The sequence below is a fragment of the Empedobacter sp. UBA1574 genome (assembly GCF_002322895.1).
GTDB lineage: Bacteria > Bacteroidota > Bacteroidia > Flavobacteriales > Weeksellaceae > Empedobacter > Empedobacter falsenii_B.
In genome coordinates this window covers 1-26,832 of record NZ_DCOI01000004.1, presented here as the reverse complement: position 1 = coordinate 26,832, position 26,832 = coordinate 1, and the positions used below count along the sequence as shown (strand labels likewise).

Annotated in this window: 24 protein-coding genes; 15 read left to right on the top strand and 9 right to left on the bottom strand. The window is 28.4% G+C overall.

Going from position 1 to position 26,832, the window contains the following annotated elements; translation table 11 throughout:
• Positions 1-129: 129 nt before the first annotated feature.
• The 6 genes from B3578_RS01350 (at position 130) to B3578_RS01325 (ending at position 11,779) form a co-directional block, all read left to right on the top strand.
• Positions 130-3,105 carry a DUF262 domain-containing protein gene (locus B3578_RS01350; RefSeq protein ID WP_291046520.1) on the top strand — a complete coding sequence of 992 codons (2,976 nt, stop codon included), beginning with the start codon at positions 130-132 and terminating at the stop codon, positions 3,103-3,105.
• Positions 3,098-4,951, top strand: a complete 1,854-nt coding sequence (locus B3578_RS01345; protein ID WP_291046517.1) for an ATP-binding cassette domain-containing protein — start codon at positions 3,098-3,100, stop codon at positions 4,949-4,951. Before B3578_RS01350 ends, B3578_RS01345 begins: the two co-directional genes overlap by 8 nt.
• A gap of 54 nt (positions 4,952-5,005) precedes the next feature.
• The gene (locus B3578_RS01340; RefSeq protein ID WP_291046514.1) at positions 5,006-6,529 is read left to right on the top strand and encodes an Eco57I restriction-modification methylase domain-containing protein; all 1,524 of its coding nucleotides are present in this window, start codon (positions 5,006-5,008) and stop codon (positions 6,527-6,529) included.
• Positions 6,516-7,451: a BsuBI/PstI family type II restriction endonuclease gene (locus B3578_RS01335; RefSeq protein ID WP_291046512.1), complete on the top strand. Its 936-nt coding sequence runs from the start codon at positions 6,516-6,518 to the stop codon at positions 7,449-7,451. The genes B3578_RS01340 and B3578_RS01335 overlap by 14 nt, the downstream gene beginning before the upstream one ends.
• A gap of 145 nt (positions 7,452-7,596) precedes the next feature.
• The gene (locus tag B3578_RS01330; RefSeq protein WP_291046509.1) at positions 7,597-10,119 is read left to right on the top strand and encodes a hypothetical protein; all 2,523 of its coding nucleotides are present in this window, start codon (positions 7,597-7,599) and stop codon (positions 10,117-10,119) included.
• Positions 10,112-11,779 carry a hypothetical protein gene (locus tag B3578_RS01325; RefSeq protein ID WP_291046506.1) on the top strand — a complete coding sequence of 556 codons (1,668 nt, stop codon included), beginning with the start codon at positions 10,112-10,114 and terminating at the stop codon, positions 11,777-11,779. Before B3578_RS01330 ends, B3578_RS01325 begins: the two co-directional genes overlap by 8 nt.
• A gap of 1,007 nt (positions 11,780-12,786) precedes the next feature.
• Here the strand turns inward: B3578_RS01325 and B3578_RS01320 are convergent.
• The 7 genes from B3578_RS01320 to B3578_RS01290 all read right to left on the bottom strand — a co-directional run bounded on the left by B3578_RS01320 (position 12,787) and on the right by B3578_RS01290 (position 16,308).
• On the bottom strand, positions 12,787-13,407 hold the full coding sequence (locus B3578_RS01320) for a hypothetical protein (protein ID WP_038335647.1): 621 nt from the start codon (positions 13,405-13,407) through the stop codon (positions 12,787-12,789).
• The gene (locus B3578_RS01315; protein WP_052217808.1) at positions 13,397-14,059 is read right to left on the bottom strand and encodes a hypothetical protein; all 663 of its coding nucleotides are present in this window, start codon (positions 14,057-14,059) and stop codon (positions 13,397-13,399) included. The genes B3578_RS01320 and B3578_RS01315 overlap by 11 nt, the downstream gene beginning before the upstream one ends.
• 62 nt (positions 14,060-14,121) lie before the next feature.
• Complete coding sequence (locus B3578_RS01310) at positions 14,122-14,325, bottom strand: hypothetical protein (protein ID WP_219035177.1); 204 nt, start codon at positions 14,323-14,325, stop codon at positions 14,122-14,124.
• A 142-nt stretch (positions 14,326-14,467) separates the two neighbouring features.
• Positions 14,468-14,716, bottom strand: a complete 249-nt coding sequence (locus B3578_RS01305; protein WP_219035176.1) for a hypothetical protein — start codon at positions 14,714-14,716, stop codon at positions 14,468-14,470.
• Positions 14,703-14,969 carry a hypothetical protein gene (locus B3578_RS01300; protein ID WP_068599396.1) on the bottom strand — a complete coding sequence of 89 codons (267 nt, stop codon included), beginning with the start codon at positions 14,967-14,969 and terminating at the stop codon, positions 14,703-14,705. Before B3578_RS01300 ends, B3578_RS01305 begins: the two co-directional genes overlap by 14 nt.
• An 11-nt stretch (positions 14,970-14,980) precedes the next feature.
• A complete protein-coding gene (locus tag B3578_RS01295; RefSeq protein WP_219035175.1) occupies positions 14,981-15,433 on the bottom strand; it encodes a DUF5675 family protein in 453 nt (150 codons plus the stop codon).
• Positions 15,434-15,504: 71 nt separating this feature from the next.
• Complete coding sequence (locus B3578_RS01290; RefSeq protein WP_052217806.1) at positions 15,505-16,308, bottom strand: hypothetical protein; 804 nt, start codon at positions 16,306-16,308, stop codon at positions 15,505-15,507.
• A 95-nt stretch (positions 16,309-16,403) separates the two neighbouring features.
• Between B3578_RS01290 and B3578_RS01285 the strand changes: the two genes are divergently transcribed.
• The 9 genes from B3578_RS01285 (at position 16,404) to B3578_RS01250 (ending at position 24,089) form a co-directional block, all read left to right on the top strand.
• A complete protein-coding gene (locus B3578_RS01285; RefSeq protein ID WP_219035174.1) occupies positions 16,404-16,664 on the top strand; it encodes a hypothetical protein in 261 nt (86 codons plus the stop codon).
• 6 nt (positions 16,665-16,670) lie between these two features.
• Positions 16,671-16,895, top strand: coding sequence for a thermonuclease family protein (locus B3578_RS14360; protein WP_219035182.1), 225 nt, complete (start codon positions 16,671-16,673; stop codon positions 16,893-16,895).
• Between the two features lie 155 nt (positions 16,896-17,050).
• Entirely contained in the window at positions 17,051-17,593 is a 543-nt protein-coding gene (locus B3578_RS01280; RefSeq protein WP_219035173.1) for a hypothetical protein, read from the top strand.
• Between the two features lie 121 nt (positions 17,594-17,714).
• A complete protein-coding gene (locus B3578_RS01275; protein WP_019975371.1) occupies positions 17,715-18,059 on the top strand; it encodes a hypothetical protein in 345 nt (114 codons plus the stop codon).
• A gap of 7 nt (positions 18,060-18,066) precedes the next feature.
• Positions 18,067-18,357, top strand: coding sequence for a cell division protein ZapA (locus B3578_RS01270; RefSeq protein WP_038335658.1), 291 nt, complete (start codon positions 18,067-18,069; stop codon positions 18,355-18,357).
• 263 nt (positions 18,358-18,620) lie between these two features.
• Positions 18,621-20,183 (top strand): ribonuclease Y, encoded by a 1,563-nt coding sequence (gene rny / locus B3578_RS01265; protein WP_371875740.1) that lies wholly within the window; start codon positions 18,621-18,623, stop codon positions 20,181-20,183.
• 381 nt (positions 20,184-20,564) lie between these two features.
• Positions 20,565-21,524, top strand: coding sequence for a ribonucleotide-diphosphate reductase subunit beta (locus tag B3578_RS01260; protein ID WP_038335662.1), 960 nt, complete (start codon positions 20,565-20,567; stop codon positions 21,522-21,524).
• A 79-nt stretch (positions 21,525-21,603) separates the two neighbouring features.
• Positions 21,604-23,304 (top strand): ribonucleoside-diphosphate reductase subunit alpha, encoded by a 1,701-nt coding sequence (locus B3578_RS01255; RefSeq protein WP_115001235.1) that lies wholly within the window; start codon positions 21,604-21,606, stop codon positions 23,302-23,304.
• 62 nt (positions 23,305-23,366) lie between these two features.
• Positions 23,367-24,089, top strand: coding sequence for a hypothetical protein (locus B3578_RS01250; RefSeq protein WP_286496359.1), 723 nt, complete (start codon positions 23,367-23,369; stop codon positions 24,087-24,089).
• A 60-nt stretch (positions 24,090-24,149) separates the two neighbouring features.
• Here B3578_RS01250 and B3578_RS01245 read toward each other — a convergent pair whose 3' ends face one another.
• Both B3578_RS01245 and B3578_RS01240 read right to left on the bottom strand, forming a co-directional pair.
• Entirely contained in the window at positions 24,150-24,992 is an 843-nt protein-coding gene (locus tag B3578_RS01245; RefSeq protein ID WP_280037648.1) for a DUF4197 domain-containing protein, read from the bottom strand.
• A 55-nt stretch (positions 24,993-25,047) separates the two neighbouring features.
• Positions 25,048-26,634, bottom strand: a complete 1,587-nt coding sequence (locus tag B3578_RS01240; protein ID WP_038333563.1) for a peptide chain release factor 3 — start codon at positions 26,632-26,634, stop codon at positions 25,048-25,050.
• Positions 26,635-26,832: the final 198 nt, after the last annotated feature.

Here is a 26,832-nt window from a genome sequence, read left to right as displayed (position 1 = left end):
ATTTATTTTGACAACATACAGTTTTTGCCGAAATTTGGTTACTTAGGTTACTTTCTATAAAAAATTATAGTTATAAAAATATATATTTGTATTATTCAATAAGGAGGACCAAAATAATTTTCAGATTAGATGACAAGTATTAAAGAAGTTTTTGAAAACAAGTTAAAAATTGATTCTAAAACAGTTTCAATTGATTCATTATTTAGTAATAAGGAAAAGTTAAAAAATACTAATTATAAGCCAGCTTATCAAAGAAATTATGTTTGGGATGATGAAAAGGCAACATATTTCATAGAAAGTATTTTATTAGGTACTGAAATTCCTCCATTGATATATTTTAGAAATATTTCGAAGGTAGAAATTATTGATGGTAGACAAAGATATCAGACAATTCTTAGATTCATTAATAATGAATTTAAATTAAAAAGATCAGGTTTAAAAAAACTTATCAATAAAGAATTCGTTGGTAAAAATTTTGAATCACTTGATATTAAGTATAAAGATTTAATTTGGGAAACAAAATTAAGAGTTATTGAATTTAGTTTTAATACTAAAGATGGTATAAATGATTCCATTGAAGAAAATGTAAAGAAAGAAATTTTTAAAAGATATAATTCTGGTATTACTCCTTTAAAAAATGCTGAAATAGATAAAGCTTCCTTTCTATATGATAATTTAAATCAATATTTTAAAGATGAAATTTTAAGTGATAAGAGGTTTTATGATATTTTAAAAATATTGTTTCATTTTGAAAAATTTAATGACGAAGTCTTATTAAAGAAAATTAGAGAATTATTAGTTATTGATTCTATACCAATTAAATATTTTTCTGTTAAAAAAAGTAATGTAGTTAATCAATTCTATGAATATTTATATGAAGATATTTCTACAGTTGATTTAGAAGAGCTTAAAAAGATATTTATATCTAAAATAAATATTTTATATAGTGTTTATACAAATATTTCTAATAAAGATAAATATAACAGATTAATTTCAGAATGTTTATTTTGGGCATTATCTATTTATCATAATGAATTTGGTAATCTAAATTTATCAAAAGAAGATATCGAAAAAATTTCCAAGTATTTAGAGCATAATATTTCTATATATAATATGGATAGAAGTTCTTTTGCTATTCATATAAAGAATAGATATGAAAATATTTCTACAATATTTAAAGAATCATTTGATATTAATTTTAATGTTTATTTAAAAGATTCTTTAGAATTTAATGAAACTTTAAATGAAATTAATGAAGCAAAAGATAATTCTGAACTTATAAGTTTTGAAGATTTAAGAATTAATAAACCTGAACCTTCATCAAGTTCTATTGATGATATTATTAGATTAATGAATAGACAAAAATTCATTATTCGTCCTCAATATCAACGTAATGAAGTTATTGATAAGAGGAAAGCATCTTCAATTATTGAAAGTATATTATTAGGTATAAAAATCCCTCCAATATTTGTTTATAAAAAAGATGGTATATCAGAAGTCATAGACGGACAACAAAGGTTATTAACGATTTTAGGTTTTTTGGGAGAAGATTTTATAAATACAAATAATGAATTTGAATCTAGTAAAAAAGATTATTATTCATTGAATTTAAAAAATGGGATTTTATCTGATTTAACATCTTTAAAATTTGAAGATTTGTCTTTAGAATATCAAGAAAAAATAAAAAATTTTGACTTATGGGTTATAGAGATAGATTCAAAATATAATGAAAAATTTGATCCAGTCGATTTATTTATTAGATTGAATTATAAACCTTATCCAATTAAAATGGATTCTTTTGAAATGTGGAATTCATATATTTCAAGAGACTTGATAGATTCTATTAAAGATATTTTTAATAATAATTTAGATTGGTTTTATTATAGAAAATCAACAACTAGAATGGAAAATGAAAATATTCTAACAGCATTAATTTACTTGCAGTTAGAATTCATTAGTTCTAGTGATACTAAAAAATCATATGATGCTCTAGATTATTATAAGGTTGGTAATAAAATCAATTTTAGGTTAAAATCTAAGCCAGATTTAACGAAATCATTAGAAAATAATTCTGAATATTTTCAATACGTTGCAAATGTTTTTGAAGCAGATTTTCTAACAAAGTTAAAATGCTTAGTAAATAATGGTGAACAAAAAAACTTAGCTTTAAACTTAGACTATATTTTATGTGTAGATAATGGTAGACGTACTCAGCAATCATTATATGCCTTATGGTATTTTGTTAACGAGATTAGTATCGATGTTATAAAATATGAGGCTAAACCTATTACAACAGATTTAAGATCTATATTTTCATTAATGAATAATGTAGAAAGTATAGATATATTTAATGAAAATGTTGGAAAATTTAAAACTAAATATAGCGTAACTTCTAAAAAAAATATCATATATAAAACATCACTTAAAAATATTGTAAATATCAATAGAGGAATAAAAAAAGAAATGTTTAATTATGATGTTTCAAATAATAGCGATAATTTAAAATTTTTAGAATTAAATTCTTTCGAACCTGTTGCTTATGGTAATGTTAAGTATTTAGGTGATGATGTAAAGAAAATTGAAAAGATTTTTAATACCGAAAAAATAATTATCAATAATAAGACATTAAGTTTTGAAAATATTTTTCTAGATAATGATAATTATTTAGTAGATGATAATAATTATTTATTATCAGTAAAACGTAATAGCTATATCTTAGAGTATTTATTTTTCGTATTAAAAAATTCAAAGTCGTTATCCGATAAAAATTTAACAAAATCATTTATTGAAAATATAAGAATTCCAATTATAAGTTTTGATAACCAACGCGTATTTAAGGAAATATTTGACATTAATAAAAGCGAAAATGATCTTAATATTAAAAATTATTTTAATAATATTTTAAACGTCATATGTAAATTTTTAATCAACAGTAATTATAGCTATGTAGATGGAATAGATATAATTGATGTATTTAACGTTTTAAATTATTCTATTAAAGAAATTGAATCAAATGAGGATAGATATAAATATTTGTCAAGTAATGATTCTATAATTTCGAAATTAATTTTAAAAATGAATTTTATTTTTTCAGATAATGCATAGAATAACAAAAATTGAGTTAGAGAATTGTCGTGCTTATTATAAAAATTATGTAATTAATTTAGAAAGAGGACAAAATTTAATAATTTATGGAGAAAATGGATCAGGAAAATCTTCATTATTTAAATCTTTTAATCAATTTTTTGAAAATTCAATCAATCAACAAATATTTACAAAGAATATTTTTAATAATTCAATAAATGGAAAAATTGAATTAACATTTTCTGAATTTGATGAATATTCAAAAATTATTAATTCTAATAATTTAAAATTTTCAAATTCGGGATCTAATAATAATGTAGCCTTTATAAAAGAAGCATCGTTAATAAGTGGTTTTCTAGATTATACAGATTTATTGAAAATTTATTTAAAATCAGAACCTAATCCTAATTTATTTGATTTAATATTTAATATTTTACTGAGTGAGTATATCCCAACTCAAGCTGGTAATTCTAATTCATTTAAAAGTCAATACGATTTTTTAATTAAAAATTTAATTACTGATGCTAAAACTAGGAGAAGTCGTTGTCATCAATTAGCATTGACTAAAATATCTGCCTATAAATCAAGTCTTATCTTAACTTTAGATTCAATTTTTGAGTTAGTTAATAATTATTTAAGTAAGTATTTTAAATTAACTGATTTACGTATTGAATATATTTTAAAAGATGTAAAATTCGAATATGCTTCAGGAGGCAAGTCTAATTGGTTTTTAGATACAGATTTAAGATTGAAAATATTAAAAAATGGACAAAATTTAGGAGATGACTATAAAGATTTTCTTAATGAAGCTAGATTATCTTCATTTGCAATTTGTTTATATTTAGCATCATTAAAATTAACTCCTAATCAAGATGTTTATAAATTGATTTATTTTGATGATATATTTATAGGTTTAGATACTGCTAATAGAATTCCTATTTTGAAAATATTAAAAGATGAATTTATTGATTGGCAGATATTTATATCTTCATATGATAAAGGATTTTTTGAAGTTTGTAATAATTTTTTTGCTGATAATAGAGATCATTGGAAGTCAATTGAGATATACGTCGGTTCAGAGAATTTATATAATGGATCTTTAATTGATATTCCAATTGTTGTTGAGAATAAAACTGATTTAGATAAAGCTCGATTTTATTTATATAACAATGAAAATCCAGATTATCCAGCAGCAGCAAATTATTTTAGAAAATATTTAGAAGATACTTTATTAAAGATATTCCCTAAAGAATTATTTAGAACTTCTGATTTAGAACAAATAGAGGGGTATAAATTGACTAAAATTTTTAGAATTTGTAATGATTTTGTTGAGAAAAACTTAGTTGCATATAAAACTGATTTTTACTCATTAAATGCATATTTATTCATTTTATTACATCCTTTATCACATTATAATAAAACTTTGAATACTTTCAAAAATGATTTAAAAGATGTGGACCGATTAATCAGTAATTTACTAGAAAACCAATTATTTATAGAATCATTAAAATCATTTAAGTTTATAGGAAGAAATATTAGAATTAAATTAGATTTTCAAATTAATCAATATAGTTCTGTTTATTATGAATTTATTATAAAAGACTCTTTATTTTTTAATGATAATTGTTCAAATAAAGTTCCGTTAGTTTGTGTTAAATACTACAGTACTATAAATAAGAGAAATATAGAGCCTAAAAAATTAAACTATAGTAATTCTAATATAAGGTATAATTCAATAGAAGAAGCTTATTCTGGAATTTCCGTTTTAATTAAAAAGAGATATAGATTCTATGAAGTTACTGAAAATATATTAAATAAAATATCTATTGAAAAAGATGGAATTTTTACTGCAATACAAAATTTCTAAATCATATTTTTAATCTATTAAACTCGTAAATTTGCAGCCTAATAAATTTAAAAAATGAAGAGTAGCGAAATCAAGGATTATTCACCATCTGAACTATCTCAATTCTTTGCCGATGTATATTCTAAACAGAAAACTCAAAAGGAAAAAAGAGAAATAGGTCAGTTTTTTACTCCTGATAATATTTCAGATTTTATGGGTAGTTTATCAACTACTCAAAAGGAGTGTGTAAAAATTCTTGATCCTGGATGTGGAACTTTAAATTTATCGTGTGCATTAATTGATCATCTAGTTAAAAATCAAAAAACAAAGTCGATTCAATTAGATATTTACGAAACAGATAATAACCTTAAACAATATATTGAAGATATAACGAAGACTTTATCAGAGTATTTATCTTCTAAAAATATAGCATTTAACTATACTATTTACTTTGAAGATTTTGTATTAAAAAATGCAAATGTATTAAATAGCAATTCAGAGTTGAAATATGATATTATCATTTCTAATCCACCTTATTTTAAATTAGCAAAGACGGACGAACGTGCTTTAGCTACAGATATTATCAATGGAGGTCAACCTAATATCTATTCGTTGTTTATGGCTATTTCTAGTCGTTTATTAAACGATGATGGAGAAATGATATTCATTACACCTCGTAGTTTTACTTCAGGGTTATATTTCAAGAAATTTCGTGAATTCTTTTTAGATAATGTAAACCTTCATTCTTTACATTTATTTGTAAATAGAAATGATACATTTAAAAAAGATAAAGTTTTACAAGAGCTTTTAATTACGAAGGCAGTGAAACATAAGGTAGATCAAATTGTTATTACAAGTTCAGATAGTGATTTAAATATCTATTCAAATAAGAACTACCAATACAATGAGGTTTATAATGTTGAATCTGAAAATAAATTCGTTTTTATTCCAATTAATGAGAATGAAGATAAAATTCTGAAAATTGTGAACCAATGGGATAAGAAATTAGAAGATTTTGATATCACTATTTCTACTGGTCCTGTTGTTGATTTTAGAACAAAAGAAAATATAGTATTAGAAGCTAAAATTGATGAGAATATTAAACCATATTACAGGTTGAATAATGTTACTCAAATGGAATTGAATTGGCCTTTACAAGATTTGAATAAAGAACAATTTATCATTCAAAATGATGCAACTAAATCAATACTAAGACCAAGTTCTAATTACATATTTTTAAGAAGACAAAGTGCAAAGGGAGATAAACATCGTTTAATTTGTACACCTTATTTTAAAGAGGATAATATTGATTATATCGGAATTGATAATAAGCTAAATTACATTTACAGTAAAAAAAGAGAATTAACCAAGGAAGAAGTATATGGTATTTCTGCTCTATTAAATTCTACTTTTATGAATCAATACTTCCAAACATTTAATGGCAATGTAAATGTAAGCTCAACTGAAATTAAACAACTAAAATTTCCTGATTACCAATTCATCATTCATATTGGTGAAAAAGTAATTAATAATCAAAAGTTATCTTTTGAGGAAATTAACCAATACATACTACAAAAACTTAACTATGAACAAAATTGATGAAGCTCAGATTATCTTGGATAGTTTGGGTTTTGATACGAAACAGAAAAATAAAATTGCTGCACTTACATTACTTGCTTTAGCAAATATAAAAGAAACGGATAAATGGTCATCTGTTTCTAATCCTAGATTAGGAGTAGCAAAAGGTATAATGACTTTTATAAGTGAAGAATATGATGTTACTTATAAGGAAAATACGCGTGAATCTGTTCGTAGACAAGTATTACATTACTTTATTCAAAAAGGAGTAGTAGAACAAAACCCAGATGATAAAACGATTCCTGTTAATAGTTCTAAAAATAATTATGCCCTTACAGATGAATTTTTAAAAGTTTTAAAAACATATGATACTACTAAATGGAGTAAATCATTAAAGGTATTTTTAAAGAATACTAAGGATATTGTAGAAAAATACGAAACTGCTAAGTCGTTCGATTTAGTGCCTGTTAAAATAACAGATGATAAAACAATTAATTTATCTGCAGGTTTACATAACGATTTACAAAAAGCAATTGTAGAAGAATTTGCACCTCGTTTTGCTCCAAATTCAATGTTATTGTATTTAGGCGATACAGCAAATAAAAATATACATATAGAGGAAGATAAACTAAAAGAATTAGGTATTCCAATTACCAAACATTCAAAACTTCCTGATGTAATTTTATATCGTGAAGATAAGAACTGGATTTATTTAATTGAAGCAGTAACTACTCACGGCCCTGTTTCTCAAAAAAGAATCAACGAATTAGAAGAACTTTTTAAAGAATGTAAAGCAGGTAAGGTATATGTAACTGCATTTCCGGATATGTCAGTATTCAAAAAATATTCAACCGATATCGCTTGGGAAACAGAGGTATGGTTGATGGACTTACCTGATCATATGATACATTTCAACGGTGACCGATTTATGGGGCCTAGATAATATAAAAAAGCTATTGTTAAACTATAGCTTTTTTTATTACATATAGTTAAAATAATAAATAACAAAACAAACATTGTTTAAACGCAAATAATGATTATTTTAGTCTTTGACCAACAATTTATATATAATAAAAGAAAGTAAAATTATGAAAACAGGTAATTTAAGCTCGGAGAAGTTTAGTTTTAAAGAAGATTATAATCTGAGACTTACAAGCACAAATTATATTTTGGCTGTTAAGGATGAGGATTTTCCAGATCGTAATATAATACCATTATTATATTATGATAATGGTATTATAAAGGATATTGATACTTATGATATGGAAAGAGTTGTTGTAATTCCTCATAAAACAATCAATGATAGGACTCTTTCAAGATTTAATCTTAATCAATTAATAAAAATTTCTTTTGGTCAACCAGGTGTATTTGAAAATACAAGGTATTATGAAGGTTCAAATCTTCCAAAATGTGCAACAGTAGATTCTTATATATATCCTATTGAAAAAAGTGAAATCATAGAAATTTTAAAAGGAGATGTTCAAGAGTCTACTTCAAGAATTAAAATTTATGAACCATTACTAGAAAGTTTATTAATAGATGTGTATATAGAAGAAAATACACCAATATTTATAGAAACTAATAATATTTTATTAGGGCCATTTAAGATTTTATCAAGAGATATGACTAGTGAAGGTTATTTTAATGTTGAAAAACATTATTGGAAACCTTTTGGAGAATATTCTTTGAATGATGAGTCTTTTATTGAGTTTGTTGTAAATGATATTAAAAGAAAAATACATATTCCTACTTACAATAAATTAGAGCTTATTAAATCTGTTGATTTTAAAGATGATAATGTTCTGATTAATGAATTCAAAACTATTCTAAATCAGAATTCAGACACTTTTGATAATGAGCATATTAATAATTTATTAGAAATATTAAGTAAAACTAATAAAATCAAATCCGTTGAAGGATATTTAAATGAAAATAAAAGAATTGCTGATATTTTAAAAAATACTGAAAAAATAATTGTATCTAATAAAGAGCTTGCTTTATTAATACCTGAAATAAAGAATATTAAGCAAGAAATTGAAAATTTACAGAATAAAGAATTTGAGTTAAAAAGTTCTGTTGACGAATATTCTTTAAGAAAAGATCAAATTCAGCAAGATATTATTGTAAAAAAAGAAGAACTAGAAAAATTAAATTTAGAAGTTGAAAATATTACTAAAATTAAGGAAGAAGAATTATCAAAAATTAAATCAGAGTTAGAAAATGAGATTAATAAATTAAAAGAAGAAAAAGATAATATAGAAAATGAAATTAATTTAGAAACTGAAAAAAAATCAATTGAATTAAATTCATTAAAAGAGCAAATTAACAATTTAAATAAAGAAAAGGAAGATTTAGATTTTACTATTACTGAGCTTAGACAAGAAAATAGAAGAGTTCAAAGAGATGCACAGGAAGAATTATTAAATGTTTTTAAACATAAAAAATATTTCGATTTTCTAAGTGGTAGAGATCTTTCCGAATTTGATAAAAAAGAAAGTGAAATTTTCAAAGATTGTTCTATAGAAGATAGATACAGTGATTACATTGAATTTCGTAAGGATTTTGTAAATATTTTAAATAAATGCGGAAGAAATTTTGATAATCAATTCGTTGATAATTTACTAATATCAATACATCAAAATACTTTAACAGTATTTGCAGGTTTACCTGGTACGGGTAAAACAAGTTTAGCAAGGTTGATTGCAAAAATTTTAGCACCTAGTGATAGGATTTCAGAAGTTTCTGTAAGTAGAGGGTGGACTTCTCAAAAAGATTTGATTGGTTTTCAAAACCCTTTAACAAATAAATTTCATTCTGCCCCAACAGGTGTATATGAACTATTATGTCAGTTAGATTTTGAAGCTAAAAATTCTAAATTTTTAAGTTCTCCAATGGCTTATATTATTTTAGATGAAGCTAATCTAAGTCCTATAGAGCATTATTGGTCAACATTTTATAATCTTACAGATAGCTATGCAAATTATGGTAACCACCTATCTGTTCAATTAGGTAATAGTTTGAATTTAGAATATTCAAACAACTTAAGGTTCATTGCCACAATAAATTACGATCAAACAACGGAAACTTTATCTCCTAGGGTTATAGATAGGGCAAATATAATTCAAGTTCCATATACTAATATTTCAATTGATTCTATTTCAATTGAAGATATTGAAAGATTAAACTTATCATTTAATAAATGTATTGAATTTTTTAATCTATTAGATTATCAAGATGAAAGAAAGTCTTTAGAATTGCCAGAAGATTTGAAAGAGATTTTTAATGAAATAAAAAAACCATTTAATTCTTTAAGACTACCTATAAGTCCTAGGGTTGAAATTTCAATTAAAAGATATTGTACTGTTGCAAAAGGGTTAATGAAAAAAGAAATTTCTAGACCATTGGATTATTGTATTGCTCAGAGATTATTACCAATGATAAATTTAACAGGTGATACAGCTAGAAATCATTTGGAGGATTTACTTGAAGTTTTCGAAAAATATGATTTAAAAAAATCAAGTGAAATATTAAAGAAAATTTTAGATAATGGTAATGACGATAGTGTATTTGAAGGTAATTATAACTATTTTTTAACTTTAACTTATGCTTAGAGTTTTTCAAATTACTAAGGATCATAAAGTTGAAGTTTTTCCAAATAATAATACATTTAATGTTTTAGAATTAGGGAGATATGAAATTATTTATACCTCAAATGAAATTGTTTCAAATGAGGTATATATCGAAGATATTAATATCGATTTGGATAAAATTTCCATATTTGATAAAATTATAAAACTTAATGATTTTAGATATTTTGAAGATTATTTTGGTTTTGCGAGTTTAAAAATAAACAATGAAACTTTTTTATTCAATATAAGAATTGAAAAATTGAAATTATCTGAAATTGAAGATATTTTCACTTATCTATGGAGTAAAGAAGATAGGCTTTTTAATATATTTTTTTCTAGAAGTACATATGAACTAGATTTTAAAAAGAATGGGATTGATTTAAGTAATACATCAAAATTAATATCATTTATAGAGAGATTTATTTTAACTTTTGATCAACTTTACCCTTTATTTTTAAATACACCATATACTGTTTTAAGAAAAAAACAAAGTAAAGAAATTTATGATTCTTCAAAAGTATCACCAGATAGTTTGGAGTGGGTGCTTAGCAATCTTGATGAAGTTAATTTTGATGATTCTTTAAAAGGTCATTATAATTCGATTAAGATAAATAATAAATTTGGAGTAATTGATCATTTATTTTCTATAGAGAATGTAAATTCATTTAATAACTATGAGAATCAAATTATATTGGGTTCATTTATTTGTGTTTTGAAGAAAATAAATAATTTAAAATTAGAAATTAAATCTAACATTAATATTCAACCATCTAAAGATGATAAATATGCAGACTTTAAAGATCTAAAAAAGATACCTTTCATCAAATTATTTGAAGATTCATCTTCTTTAGAAAAAAAAGTAATAAAACTGTATAATAAATATCGTCGTTTGTTTATTGATACAAAACCTAAAGTAGAAAAGCCATTAATAACAACAGTATTTGCACAAAAAAATCACTATAGAAAATCATTTTCTTTAATAAAAAATTTATATAATTATAAATTCGACTTATTTGGTGAATTCAAATTATTGAATATTAGCAAGCTTAGTAGACTTTATGAAGCATATAATTTATTTGTGATTATTGATTCTATTAAACAGAATTTAAAATTAGAGTTATTTAATGTTGAAGCAACATCTAATAGGAATGATGAAATAATAGAGCGTATAGTTTTAAAAAATAATGATGTTAGAATTAAATTTTTATATGAACATAAATATTATACCGATAGCATTAAAGGTCAAGAAACTGAGCTTAGGCGAATTGATAGTAGTAAAGGGAATTTTTATCATCCCGATTTTATTATAGAAATTTTTAACAGTGTAAATAATGTTAAAAAATATTTTATTTTAGATGCAAAGTATTCGAAATTTCAAACGGTAAAAGGTTTACATCTACCATCTTTAATGTTTAAATATATTTTAAATACAGGAATTTCAGAAGAATCTAATTCTAAGATAAGTTCACTCGCTTTACTATTTCCAAATGAAAATGGTCAAAAAATCATTAAAAGTAATTTTTATGAACCGAATATAGAAATGATTGCATCAAAGCCAAATATTGAAATAGAAATTAATGAATATATTAAGAATATTTTTGTAAAAAATATACCAAAAGAATATTTAAACTTCAATATATAAACTTATAATGTTATCAACCCCAAAATACTACATCAAGTAGTATTTGATAGTCAATAAAATATAAACGCCTATTTGCAAAGTTGGTAAGTGTATAAGGCAACAACAAAAAAGCAACTGCGGTTAATTCCAGTTTTGCATATTAAATTGAACATACCCCAAAAAGTGTAAACACTATTTGGGGTATTTTTTCATCTGCCAACAAAAGCAAAAAAACTCAAAACTCATCACTCAAAACTCACAACTCGACTCCAGCCGCCCACCAAAGCTATTTTTACATAACATGGCATTATAGTCGCCTAGCGGGCTTCGGGGACAAGCCCACTATAATCATATTATGTAAAATAGCCCCTTCCTTTACCTGTCCGAAGCAGAGAGTATCTCATGTCGTTTTTTGCCCTTGTTGAAGTAGCAGTATTGCCACAATCATTTTTATGCAACGATTTACTCCGTTAGGTTCATTTCACTATCCATACATTTTTTGAGCCCAGTAATGATCTAATTACTAATATCTAGTATCTAACATCTAAGCGAAGCGTACCATTCACCCAACTCCGCAAAATCAAGCCTAAAATAAGCTTTCCTTTCAGTCAAGCCCATTTTTTAACGGCTTTTCGTTACACATAAAAATGCTCGATTAGCAAATTAAATCTCGAACGCTATTCCATTTACCACAACGCATTTACAATAATTCATCATTCATAATTTCTAATTATTCCACGCACCCCGCCACCCAAGAAAGCGGCTACAGGTTCAGAAAAAGCAAAAGTTTTTTAGTAAGGTACATTGGTGTATTGCGCTAAACCGCTAGTCGCATCACATCGTTCGGTACTCCATTGCAAAGCAATTCGTAACCCCTCACTTTTGTGCTGCTTGATAGCTTATTAGCCCACACCAATTGGCTCGGTGTAGCAAAACATCCTGTCGGATGTTCAGCTACAATCCCTCGCCACCTTATTTTGATTTTGGATTGCTTTTTCTTCACCTGCGCATATTGCCCCAGTGCGTTTTTAAAATAATTTTAAATTGATATTGAATACCATTTCATTCCCTTCACAGAATTTTTTAAAATCTTCTATAACATTAATTGTGTTGTCTTCCGTATCGAATCTATTTAGATTATAGCTTTTAAAAAGTATAGCTTGATTTTCATTATCCTTTATAAAATCAGATTCACTTAAAGTAAATTTAGTTGAGTTCCAATTAAACCCCCAATCATACCATTTATTTTTTCCTAATACAAATATTAATTTAGATCTACTTTCCTCTTCATCAGTAAAGTCATTTAAATCAATTTTATTGCAGTTGCCTTTTTTATTATGAGCATCAAAAAAACCATCATCAGCTAAATGAAAAATAGAAAAAAAATATTCATCTTTTCCTATCTCAATTCTGTTAAAATGAAATTCATAATAGTAAAAGTTTAACCAATCCCAAGCCCAAAAATTTAATTTTCCCTTACCATCTCTTGGTCCAGTATTGCTAAATTTTGAATAACCACCATTATAGTTAAATTGCGTTTTACCAGAAATATAACTTATTAAATCTAAAATTCTACTTTGGTAGTCAAATAGAATTCGATAAGCTTTTCTTACTTCAATTAAAGATTGGTTTAAGTTGTTATTTTCCATTTTTAAAAATTCTTGTATTAAAATATTTTTCTTTTTTGATAGGTTGGCTAATTTTAAAATCTTTTAACCATATTTTTTTATAAAATTGATGAAATTCAAAAAGCTTAATCAAATCTTCTAAGATTCGTGTTGAGCTTTTTAAATGCATAAGATTTAATGATTTAATTTGATTATATTCATTATCAACAGCATCTAAAAGTTTATTCCAATCCGTTTTTAATATAATAGCTTTATCGTGTTCTAAATCATTTTTATCTTTTAATCCACCTACTTGGATATAATAAAGCTTTTTTTGTTCATCTTCAAATGAATTATAATAAGATATTATTTGATCATTATTTTGTTGAAAAGACTGCTGATTTTCATTGTATCTTTTAGCTTCTAATATCAAATCGAATTCCTTAAATCGTATAAATAAATCAGGTTCTATAAAATTTTTATTATTCGTTCCTTCAGAATTCCATTTATCCCAAAATGTAATAGAATCAATTTCTCCTGAAAAATTGGGTAAATTATCGTGATACAAAGAGTTCTTTAATATCCTCCAGAACTGTTCTATTGGTAAATATTTTAATAAATCAAATATGGAAGATGTTAAACTATCCTCACATATAACAACTTTTCCTTTTTTGTTTATAATGTATGATATCATTTTTAAATACAATAAATGTAAATATATAAATAAAAAGGTAGCAAAGTTAGTTAGTGGTCGTTTTACGGCAAGGTCAAGCCCTTTGGGTTTCTTCCAAAATCTCCACCCATTCGGGTAGTATTTTGCTCGAAAACCTTGCCTTTAAAACCCCCAATCCTGATTTGATGGCTTTCTTTTTTTTCTCTTTTTTTCTTTTCAAAAAAATATTGAATTTGAACCAAAACCACTTCTTCGATTTCCTCGATCCGATTCCACTTTTTCGACAATATTCCAACTTAGATTAGGAGATAAAGCGTACATATTCCACCTCTATATATAATTGGGTGCAGCTATCACGCATAAAAAAAATCTCACCTATTAAGATGAGATTTCAAAAAGTCCTGAAAGTCTTATCAAGGTCTTATAAGACTATTTTTTGTTAGAATCATTATCTGCTTCATCAATCTTTACAGCAGTTTGAGCCACCGCACTGGCGATTGCACCACCTAAAGCCAAATATCCTGCAACTGTAATAACCGTTGCCGGAAGAACAACCGGAGCAGCTAAGATAGTACCGCTAATCGCAGTTAAAGCTAATCCAACATTACGAACGATTTTAAACCATTTTGGTGTTTCATTGGTTACACGCTCAACTAAATTTAAACTATCCTTTTTCATCACGTTTATTTTTAAGATTCAACATTTCAAGAGTTGTAATTCTTGATTCTAAATATTCTACACGCTGACTGAGTAAATCATAACTGTTTTTAAATTCGGTTTTGATTAATAAAGCCATCGTTTTTACTTCTGTAATATCCTTTTCCATTTTCTTAAAATCGGAGTGTAATTGCTTAATAAAGTAGGCAACCACCGCCAATAATAAACTTGAAACTGAACCAAAAAGGACATTTAAAACCAATTCATTTTCCATAACTTCTGATTTTAGAATTGAAAATTATTCTCGATTCGAATTTGATTTTCTTTGCTTTTGGCAATCTTCAAAAGTTTAGGATATACCATATCATAAGCTTTACGACTATGGGTAACTTGATAATCACCATTGATCAATTCAAAACCAAACCCAGTCAACGGACATCCTGCAGTTTGTAAATACGTATTTCCGATATGGATATATACATAATCAAAATTCGGAAGCTGATCAATTTCAATCATACCTTCGTGAACTTTACCCATTAGATTTTTATACTTGGTATTCATACCTCCCCAAGAATTGACAATCAATTTAAAATCACCCGTAGGTATTGCAGTTTGCTTAGGTATTTTATCGGCTCGTATTTTATCTTCTAACAAATAACATTGAAAGATTCCATCAATATATAAATGGCTCAACGTACTTTGTTTTCCTTGTGCCACACGAACAATTTTAACACGCATAATCAATCATTTTAAATCAAACAAAAAAGAGCCTTTTCAAATCGAAAAGACTCCTTAACCAACCTAACCGCTTAAAAAGCATCTTCGATTTTCAGACAGTTTCCAGAGGCGAAAGGATAATAATTTCCGTTGACTTCTTGGAAAAACTCAATACCAATACACTGAACAACCGTTACATTATTTGCTAAAGTTGGAGCACCTGGTAAAGCTGCCGAAATCGTACTTCCGGTATACGGAGCATTTAACGGAATATAAGCCGAGTATTCAACAACATTTAATTCATTATTAATAGCATCGTCAGGCTCATAATTTCCAGTTGTAGGATTGAACGAGAAATCCGATAAAACAGCCAATGCATTAATTAAACGAAAGTGTGTAGTACCAGCAGGAGCAGAAATCAGTTCAGCAGGATTAAATGCTGCAACAATAAATTCCGCTTCGTTTCTATCTACATTATGTTCAACATCATAAGGCGCATTAAAAACACCATTAATCGAAAGCTTTTTGTCAAACTCAAAACCAATTAAATATTGGCGTTGAGTAGAAACTTCAACTTTACGATAACCTCTGGCTTCTGTACCATCTTCTAAGTTGATTTTCTTCATAACTGAAGTCAATCGACCTGTAACTTGACTATCTGCCATTTTACTCATGACTTGAGAAAGAGCGGTACGCAACGATTTTCCAGTTCTTGCACAACCACCAAACTCATTCATATTTTCACGAGTACGTTCAAACTCAGGTGCAGATTTCACCTGCTGAGCAGTTGGACCACCAACCATACCAGCATAAAAGCCAGGTTGTCCTTTAATTTTAAAATGACGTACATCTCCAATGGTTCCGATGTACTTCATTAGTCCTTTTTGTCTTGCCATAACTTTAAATTTATTAGTTAAACATTTGAGAATAATACTATTACAAAGTTGAATAATTAAATTTGTATAGACAATATGTAACTAATTGCAATACAATGAAATACAGTGCTAAAGAACCTTGTTACCTGGAAACATTTTATAATGTATTGGAAATCAAAGATGCAGATACTAAGGTTGTGAAACACGCTTTTTCGAAAGAAGAAAAAGAAATTCGATTATACGGAATAGACGCACCAGAAATCCGAAAGAATAGAAAATTAAAAATAGATGAAGAAAAAACGCATCTTCCTGCTAGTTTGTTGATCGAGTTGGGATGGGAGGCAAGAAATTACTTAACCAACGTTTTGAGTATTTGAGATTGAATAACCATACTCACTGAAATAAAAAATGCCTACGATTTTTATCATAGGCAATTAGGTTATGTAATCCTGGAATCAGGCGAATGTTTGAATGAATTGTTGCTTCAAAATGGATATGCCAAAGCATCAAGGGACTATTATTGTTCCAAATTAGCCGAATATCAGTTGATGAACCGTACTGCTCAGCTAAATAAAATCGTTATATATGCTCGAATTTCGCATTTTTAAGCCCAGATCAAATGTTAAATTTTCGTTTTTGATGGCTCAAAATCTAATCTCAACAAAGACTTAAAACATACTTTTCCAATTGTTGTACTTATGTTGTACTAACTGCTATAAAATGAGTAAACAACCCACTAAAATAAAGACTTTTCAAAGAAACTTTGGATATAGTTGAATTATCTGAAGAAAGCGTTAAGAAAATAGACAAAATTCAACGTTCTTATTTGATTGAATTGAAAGTTCCGTCAAATAAATTGCGTGAGCATGTCAAATTTGCAGTGGAGAAAGGAATTATTATCGATCATATTTTGATTAATAATGAAGAAATGACCTTTGAGAAATATGAAAATGAGTTGAAAAATGAAAACAATAAAGCAATGAAAATCTCGAAACAAATCGAAAATAAAGTGAATAAAGCGTTGATAAATGATGCTACTTCTTATGCGACTATTGCGTATCAATTATCAGAAGAACCACGAGTTGTAACGAATATTTTACCACAAACTGATTTGAAAGCTTATAGAGAAATCAACTTAGGATATGAGTTAAAACAAAGTTGGAAAGATGGAATGTATTATTTCAAATCAATTTTGATTATTTTCTGTCAATTTCTGCCAACTATTCTTTCGGTATTGTTTTTGTTTTTTAGTATCAAGTATGTTGTGAAAGTAGTGAAGAATAGAGAAACGAAACAAAAAATGTAAGTAAATCTCTATTTGTCAAATGAATAAGAAAAAACTGATAATATTTAGGTTATTGTATTGATTAGAAGTAAAAAAATACTATTTTTGCAATAGAAGCTAGAATAATTGAAATTCTCAGGAGATGGAAAAAATGGTAAAATTTAATGAACTTGAAAACAAAGTTTTAAGTGTTTTAGGCCAACTAGGGAATTATAAAGATATATTGAAGGGCGCTGAAAACTCGATACAAGAATTGGAAAAATTGCAAAATGAAATCAATTCTCTAAAAGAAGAAAATGCCCGATTGAAAAATAAATTGAGAGATTCGCAAGCGAATAACTTAAATTTAAATGAGGAAGTAAAACGATTAAAAGTCGTTAATGCAATGAGCGGAAATCAGGAGTACAAACAAATGATGAAGCAAAGAATGAACAAATTAATAAAAGAAGTCGATACGTGCATCGCTCAAATTAAAACTAATAATTAATAAAAGAATGTCAACTCAACGAATTGAGATAAAAATTGCTTCACGTCATTACCCAATGACGATTAATTCTGACGAGGAAGAAATGTTACTTTCTTGTGCAGAAGAAATAAATGGTATTTTGAAACAATTTGAACAAAAGTACGCTGTTTCTGACAAACAAGACGCGCTTGCAATGGTGACAATTCAGTTAGCTTTACGTGAAGCAAAGCTGAAAAAGCAAGTGAAAGATAACGAAGAAATGACAACAGAGCGCATTTCGAAGTTATTAGAATTGATTGATCAGTCAATCGCAAAATAAGAGAAGTTCTGACAGTTGTGAAACTGTCCACTAAACAATATTCCTACATTAGTTCTAGCTATTTTGGTTAACTCAACACTAGTTTTGTTACCGAGTGAACACCGTTCGGAAAGCGGGCCGCAACCTTTTAGGTTCATTTATTTGACAGCGGATACTTGACTGACGGACTAACTCAAATCCTGTTTACAGGAGTTAACTCAAAACATACTTTACTAATGTAGGTTTTTTTATATATAAACATTACATAATCTATGGACCCAATTATGACAATAATTATTGCAATTGTTACATTAATCATAGGTGCAGCGGTGGGATATTTCTTATCAAAAAAATCAGTTGATAAACAGAATCAAGAACTGATTGACGAAGCAACTCGCAAAGCACAAAATTTGATTAATGATGCTGAGAAAGATGGTGAAGCCATTAAAAAAGAGAAAATTTTTCAAGCCAAAGAAAAATTTTTAGAATTAAAATCTAAACACGAAGAAGTTGTTAATCAACGTGAAAGAAAAGTAGCTGATGCTGAGCTTAAAGTAAAAGAACGTGAAGAGAGAATCAAAACGGACTTAGCAGAAATTCAGAAACAAAAAGATCAGATTAAATCTGAGAAAGGAAATATACAAGCACGTACAGAGAAGCTTAACATTAAGCAAAAAGAAGTGGATACGATGCACAAAAAACAAGTAGAAATCCTTGAGAAAATTTCAAACTATTCTGCTGATGAAGCACGTGCTGAATTGATTGAAGTCTTGAAAGACGAAGCAAGAACGAAAGCACAAGCTCATATCCAAGAAATTATGGAAGAGGCTGAATTGGATGCGAAAAATGAAGCGCGTAAAATTGTGATTTCTTCTATTCAACGAATCGGAACAGAGCAAGCGATAGAGAATGCAGTTTCTGTGTTTAACATTGAATCTGATGAAATCAAAGGACGTATCATTGGTCGTGAAGGACGTAATATTCGTGCAATAGAAGCTGCTACAGGAGTTGAAGTGATTGTTGATGATACGCCAGAAGCGATTATTCTTTCATGTTTTGATCCTGTTCGTCGTGAAATTGCTCGTTTATCTTTGCACCGTTTAGTAACGGATGGGCGTATTCACCCAGCACGTATTGAGGAAGTTGTGGCAAAAACAACAAAACAAATTGAGGATGAAATTATCGAAGTTGGTAAGAAAACAATTTTAGATTTGGGAATTCACGGTTTACACAAAGATTTGGTTCGTATTGTTGGACGAATGAAATATCGTTCTTCTTATGGTCAAAACCTGTTACAACACTCTCGCGAGGTGGCAAATTTGGCAGGAACCTTGGCTGCAGAATTAGGATTAAATCCTAAGTTAGCGAAACGTGCAGGTTTATTACACGATATTGGTAAAGTTCCGGAGCAAGAATCTGAATTGCCTCACGCAATTTTGGGGATGCAATGGGCAGAGAAATATGGAGAACATCCAGACGTAATTAATGCAATTGGAGCTCACCACGATGAAATAGAGATGACTTCTTTAATTTCGCCACTTATACAAGTTGCCGATGCAATTTCTGGTGCTCGTCCAGGGGCTCGTCGTCAAGTTGTGGAATCGTATATGCAACGTCTGAAAGATTTAGAAGCTACGGCTCTTAACTTTGATGGTGTGGAAAAAGCATACGCTATCCAAGCTGGTCGTGAGTTGCGTGTGATTGTAGAAAGTGATAAAGTTGATGACACAAAAGCAGCTGAATTATCGTTCTTAATTTCGGATAAAATTCAAAACGAAATGACTTATCCAGGTCAAGTTCGTGTAACTGTAATTCGTGAAACACGTGCAGTAAATATTGCAAGATAAAATTTAGAATTTAATCATATTCTTTAGGCAAGTCTATAACAAGGCTTGCCTATTTTTTTGTTAAATTATAGAAAATTAATCCAAGTTATAGTTGTTGTTTTGATAAAAATTATTAAATTATAACGAATAAAAATTCAAAAATAATTAATTAATAATCAAATAATTAACAACTTGTTGATAACCTTTTTATTTTTTAAGATTACAAAATTTTTAATTGTAAAATCTTATCTTAATTTTGAAAGAATCGATGAGTAATTGAAACGAAAATGTAACCCTATTGAGGTTCAAATTTCTAAATAAAATAAAAGAACCAACTTCATTTATTTTGATGAAAGAATTCGTTTTTACCAAAGTTTATTAATCTAAAAAGTCCAAAAAACTATGTCTATTTTTGATAAAAGGGTAAATTATAAACCATTTGAATATCCTGAAATTTTAACCTTTACAGAAGCAATCCAAAAAGCATATTGGGTACACGGAGAAGTAGATTTTACTTCAGATATCCAAGACTATCATGCCAATTTAGATGATGCGAAACGCGAAATTCACAAACGTTCTATTTTATCAATTGCGCAAGTAGAGGTAACGGTAAAAGGATTCTGGGGAGATTTGTATCATTATTTTCCAAAGCCAGAATTGAATGGATTAGGTGCTACTTTTGCAGAATGTGAGTTTAGACATAGTGAAGCGTATTCGCGTATTTTGGAGGTAAATGGTTATTTAGATGAGTTTAATGTAGCCTTACAAAATCCAATTTTCAAAAGTTATAATACGTTTGTTGGAGAAATTATGCGTGACGAGAACAAATCAATTGTAGAGAAATTATTGTTCTTTGCATTGGTAATCGAAGATAGTTCGTTATTCTCGAAATTTGCAAATATTTTGGCATTTACACGTTTTGATGGTTTAATGAAAAATACAGCAAACATCATTGCTTGGACATCTACAGATGAGCAAATTCACGCAAATGCTGGGATTTATTTGATTAATAAAATTCGTGAAGAAGGTTTATTACCAGAGGAATTAGATCAAAATTGGGTAGAAACTGCTGTTCGTGGTTATATTGACCAAGAAGAAATGATGTTAGATTGGATTTTCGAGAAAGGAGAATTTGGTTATTACTCAAAAGCAGATTTATTAAACTATATGAAATACCGTATTGATGAAGCAATTGCTAAAATTGGATACAAAAAAATATTTCATATTTCCCAAGAACAGTATAAACCGATGGCTTGGTTTGAGGAAGAAGTTTTTGCGAGTAGTTTAGACGATTTTTTCGCAAAAAGACCAGTAGATTATACTAAACATGACAAAAGTATTTCGGCAGACGATTTATTTTAAACCGCCGAAACTTTTTATCAAAAACACAACTATAAATAAAATTATTTAACAATATCACATCATTATAAATTCTAAAGCTATGGACAATCCAATACCACACGACGACATTCAAAATATATTTTTTGACGGTGAAGCACCAAAATTATGGTGGAAAAACTCTGAATCTGAACAAATTTTGAATAGAGGTTATTTATTGAAAGGGGAAACAGTTGAAGGAGCTATAGATCGTATCACAGCTGCGGCTGCAAAACGTTTATACAAACCAGAATTGCAAGAATCTTTCAAAGAAATGATAGAAAGAGGTTGGATGAGTTTATCATCTCCAATTTGGGCAAATATGGGAACAGAGCGTGGTTTACCAATTTCTTGTTTCAATGTTCATATTCCAGATAGTATTGAAGGAATTACGCATAAATTAGGAGAAGTTATTATGCAAACTAAAATCGGTGGTGGTACTTCTGGTTATTTTGGTGAATTGCGTGAGCGTGGAGCGGCGATTACAGATAACGGAAAAAGTAGTGGAGCTGTTTCGTTTATGGAATTGTTCAATTCTGCGATGAATGTGGTTTCTCAAGGTTCTACACGTCGTGGAGCTTTTGCGGCTTATTTGGATATTGACCATGATGATATCGAAGAATTTTTGAAAATTAAATCGATAGGAAGTTCAATTCAGAATTTATTTTATGGTGTTTGTGTGCCAGATTATTGGATGCAAGAAATGATTGATGGAGATGCGGATAAACGTCAAATTTGGGCGAAAGTTTTAGAATCACGTCAAGAAAAAGGATTACCATATTTATTCTTTACAGATAACGTAAATAAAAATAAACCACAGGTTTACAAAGATTTAGGAATGTCAATTAATGCTTCTAATCTTTGTTCAGAAATTATGTTGCCTTCATCTGCTGATGAATCATTTATTTGTTGTTTATCTTCTATGAACTTAGAGCTATACGATGAATGGAAAGATACTGAGGCAGTACGTTTAGCAATTTTCTTTTTAGATGCAGTTTTACAAGAATTCATCGAAAAAACAGAAGGAAATCATTATTTAGCATCAGCTAATCGTTTTGCAAAACGTCACCGTGCATTAGGTTTAGGTGTATTAGGGTGGCACTCTTACTTACAACGCAACATGATTCCTTTTGAAGGAATGGAAGCGAAATTACGTACAACAGAAATTTTCAAGCATATTCAATCTAAAGCAGATAAAGCTTCGGAAGAATTAGCTCGTATTTATGGTGAACCAGAGGTTTTAAAAGGCTACGGACGTCGTAATACAACAACTTGTGCAATTGCACCAACTACGTCTTCTTCTGCGATTTTAGGACAAACTTCTCCAGGAATTGAGCCGTTTGCTTCAAATTATTACAAAGCAGGTTTATCGAAAGGAAACTTTATGCGTAAGAATAAATATTTGACTAAATTATTACAAGAAAAAGGAATTGATAACGAAGATATTTGGCGCGAAATCATGTTGAATGGTGGCTCTGTGCAACATTTAGAACAATTGACAAAAGAGGAAAAAGATGTGTTCAAAACATTCAAAGAAATTTCTCAATTAGAAATTGTTCAACAAGCAGCGATTCGTCAAAAATATGTAGATCAATCGCAGTCATTAAACCTAAATATTCCACCAGATTTACCTGTGAAAGAAGTTAACCGTTTGATGATCGAAGCTTGGCAATTAGGTGTAAAAACATTGTACTATCAGCGTTCACAATCAGTTTCTAAGGAATTAGTTGCAAACTTAGTTTCTTGTTCTTCTTGTGAAGCTTAATAGGAAATGATATATTTTATTACAAATAGAAAATCCGCTCATTGAGCGGATTTTTAGATTTTATGAATTTTTTAGATTTAGTTATTATTGAACAAAAATTTACTGATTTAAAGTCGTTGAAAAGAACGGCTTTATTAATTAATATTATTGGATGCATTTTAGGTTTGAGTACATTAGTTTTTCAGTTTTTTAATGAAATTTTAATTTATTTATCTTTTGTTTATCCTATTTTTTGCATCATTTTAGTTAGATATTATCGAGGTTTGATCTCAATTGAGCCTGAAATTAGACCAAATCTTCCAACAATTTCTATAGGTTTTATGTTATCTTGTTTTGGATTAATCATTAGAACTGCTATGGATTACAATGTCTTAGATTATAAAAATGTATGGGTTCCTTCGAGTGTTATAGCGTTATTAATCTTAATAATCTATTATTTTAATCAATTTAAAATATTGATTTACAACAAGAAAAATTTTGTTTATAATGTTTTTATCATAATATTAATTGAAGTATTTTCTATTTATTCTGTTATATTCATTAATTGTAAGTATGATCAATCTACTCCTCAAATTTATGAAACTCAGATTTTGAAAAAAATTAAGAAAAATAGTAAAGGAGGTAGTAGTTATTATTTAATAATTGAAGATTGGAACAATACATTTATAGAAAAAGAGATAAAAGTAGATTATAAAAAGTATTACTCAAGTTTTGAAGGAGAAAAGCTTAAAGTAGCAGAAAGACGAGGAAGATTTGATATACCTTGGTCTTATTTTATAGAGTAATTATCATCTAAAAGACTCGTTACAAATTGTAACGAGTTTTTTTGATTGAATAGAAGTATTTTACTTCTTACTATCTTGCGCTCCGAAAACCTGTTGTAACAACGATGTTGTACGCAAAGCTTTATTCCCGCGAATTCCTTCTTCTTTTTCTGCAACCATGTTAAACACACCATTTATTGTTTGTTGTGTTACATAAGCATTCAGGTTTGGATCAATTTGATTTCCAGTTAACGTATTGTATTTTGTAATCAAATTATTCCAAACTTTATCCGCACTAACTTTACCTAAAGACGCTTCCACTTTTGGTTGAAAAGCCTTTGTTAAATCAGATGTTGTTTTTAGTTTTAAATAATTGGTAGCCGAATTATTTCCTCCTAATAAAATATCTTTCGCATCTGTAATTGTCATTGATGTCACAGCGTTTACGAAAATAGGAGCAGCTTCAGAAACAGCATCTTCAGCAGCAGAATTCAATAATTTGATTCCTTTATCCGCCAAACTTCCCATTCCTAAAGAACGCAAAGTTTTTTCTACATTTTGTAATTCTTCTGGCATCAAGATTTTTGCAACTGAATTATTATAAAAACCATTCTTTTGACCCAATGATTTTATTCCGTCCGTTAATCCTAATGACAAAGCTTCTTTCAATCCAGAGGCAACAGTTGCGTTAGATAAACCATTTAACTTTGTTAAGGATTCTGCAGAAATTGTTTTAGATTCTGTTGAACCATTTACAACTTTTATTGAATCAACTTTTACTGTTGAATTATTTTGTGTTGTCGTTTGAGTGTTTACTTTTTCGACTTCTTTTTTTAATGTTCCAAAAATTGATTTCAAATCTTGTGCTTTTGAATTTACTGCAAACGCTGAAATCAATGTTAAACTTAATATGATCTTTTTCATTTAGATTTTTTCTAAAAAATATTTCAGTTGGTTAATTCAATTATCTGACCAAAATTTAAAACTCACTTACAAAATGTAATTTCACTGACGGAAATTTATCTTGCGTCATTTGAATTGTAAAAGCAGAATCTGCTAAAAATACCAATTGATTGAATTTATCTCTTGCTAAATAACGTTGTTTAACACGTTTGAATTCTAAGAATTCTTCTGATTTTTCATCTTCAACTTCTACCCAACACGCTTTGTGAACAGAGAAAGGTTCGTACGTTGCTTTTGCACCATATTCGTGCTCCAAACGATATTGGATAACCTCATATTGCAGTGCACCAACGGTTCCGATAACTTTACGATTATTCATTTCTAATGTAAATAACTGCGCAACACCTTCGTCCATTAATTGATCAATTCCTTTTTCCAATTGTTTTGCTTTCATTGGATCAGCATTGTTGATGTAACGGAAATGTTCTGGGGAGAAAGCTGGAATTCCTTTGAAAGAAAATTTTTCACCTTCTGTCAACGTATCACCAATTCTAAAGTTTCCTGTATCGTGTAAACCAACGATATCACCCGCAAACGATTCATCAACCACTTCTTTTTTATCAGCAAAGAAAGCATTTGGCGCAGCGAATTTCATGTTTTTACCTTGGCGAACGTGGAAATAGTTGGTATTACGTTCAAATTTACCAGAAACGATTTTGATAAAGGCTAAACGGTCGCGGTGTTTCGGATCCATATTCGCATGAATTTTGAACACGAAGCCAGAAAATTTATTTTCATAAGGTTCGACAATTCTCAAATCTGTTTCTTTAGATTGTGGAGTTGGTGCAATATCAACGAAAGCGTCTAACAATTCGCGAACACCAAAATTATTAAGAGCAGAACCGAAAAATACAGGTTGTAAATTTCCGTCCATATATTCTTGCATATCAAATTCTGGATAAACTCCGTCAATTAAATCAATCTCATTACGAAGATTTTCGGCGTAAGTTGTTCCAATTAATGTGTCTAAATCTGGACTTGATAAATCCTCAACTTTCGTTGTTTCAGAAATTTTTTGTTTATTATCTCCAGAAAAAATATTGATGTTTTTCTCCCAAATATTATAAATTCCTTTGAAAGTTGCTCCAATACCAATCGGCCAAGAAAGTGGTGTAACTTGTAAGTCTAGTTTTTGTTCTACTTCGTCCATTAAATCAAACGCATCTTTTCCTTCGCGGTCCATTTTGTTAATGAAAACCAACATCGGAATTTTGCGCATACGACAAACTTCTACCAATTTGATTGTTTGTTCCTCAACCCCTTTTGCAACGTCGATTACCACAATCGCAGAATCTACGGCAGTTAGTGTACGGAAAGTGTCTTCGGCGAAATCCTTGTGACCAGGCGTATCTAAGATATTAATCTTTTTTCCTTTATATTCGAATGCTAAAACTGAAGTAGCAACCGAAATACCACGTTGGCGTTCAATTTCCATAAAATCGGAAGTTGCTCCTTTTTTAATTTTGTTACTTTTTACGGCACCAGCTTCTTGAATTGCGCCTCCAAAAAGTAATAACTTCTCTGTTAAAGTTGTTTTACCAGCATCGGGATGGGCGATAATTCCAAAGGTTTTTCTTTTATTTATTTCTTGTTCTAAAGACATCTTAATCAAATTTTCAGGTTGCAAAGATAGTTTATCTCACGAAAATTAGAAACATTATGGTTGATAGAATATTCTAAAGTAAATTGCGTTATTCTAAAAATAGTTGACGAAAGACGTATGAAAAAGATATTTTACTTTTTATTGTTGATGATTAGTGGGATTGTTTGGGGGCAGCATCTGTAATCTTCCCCTTGTTAA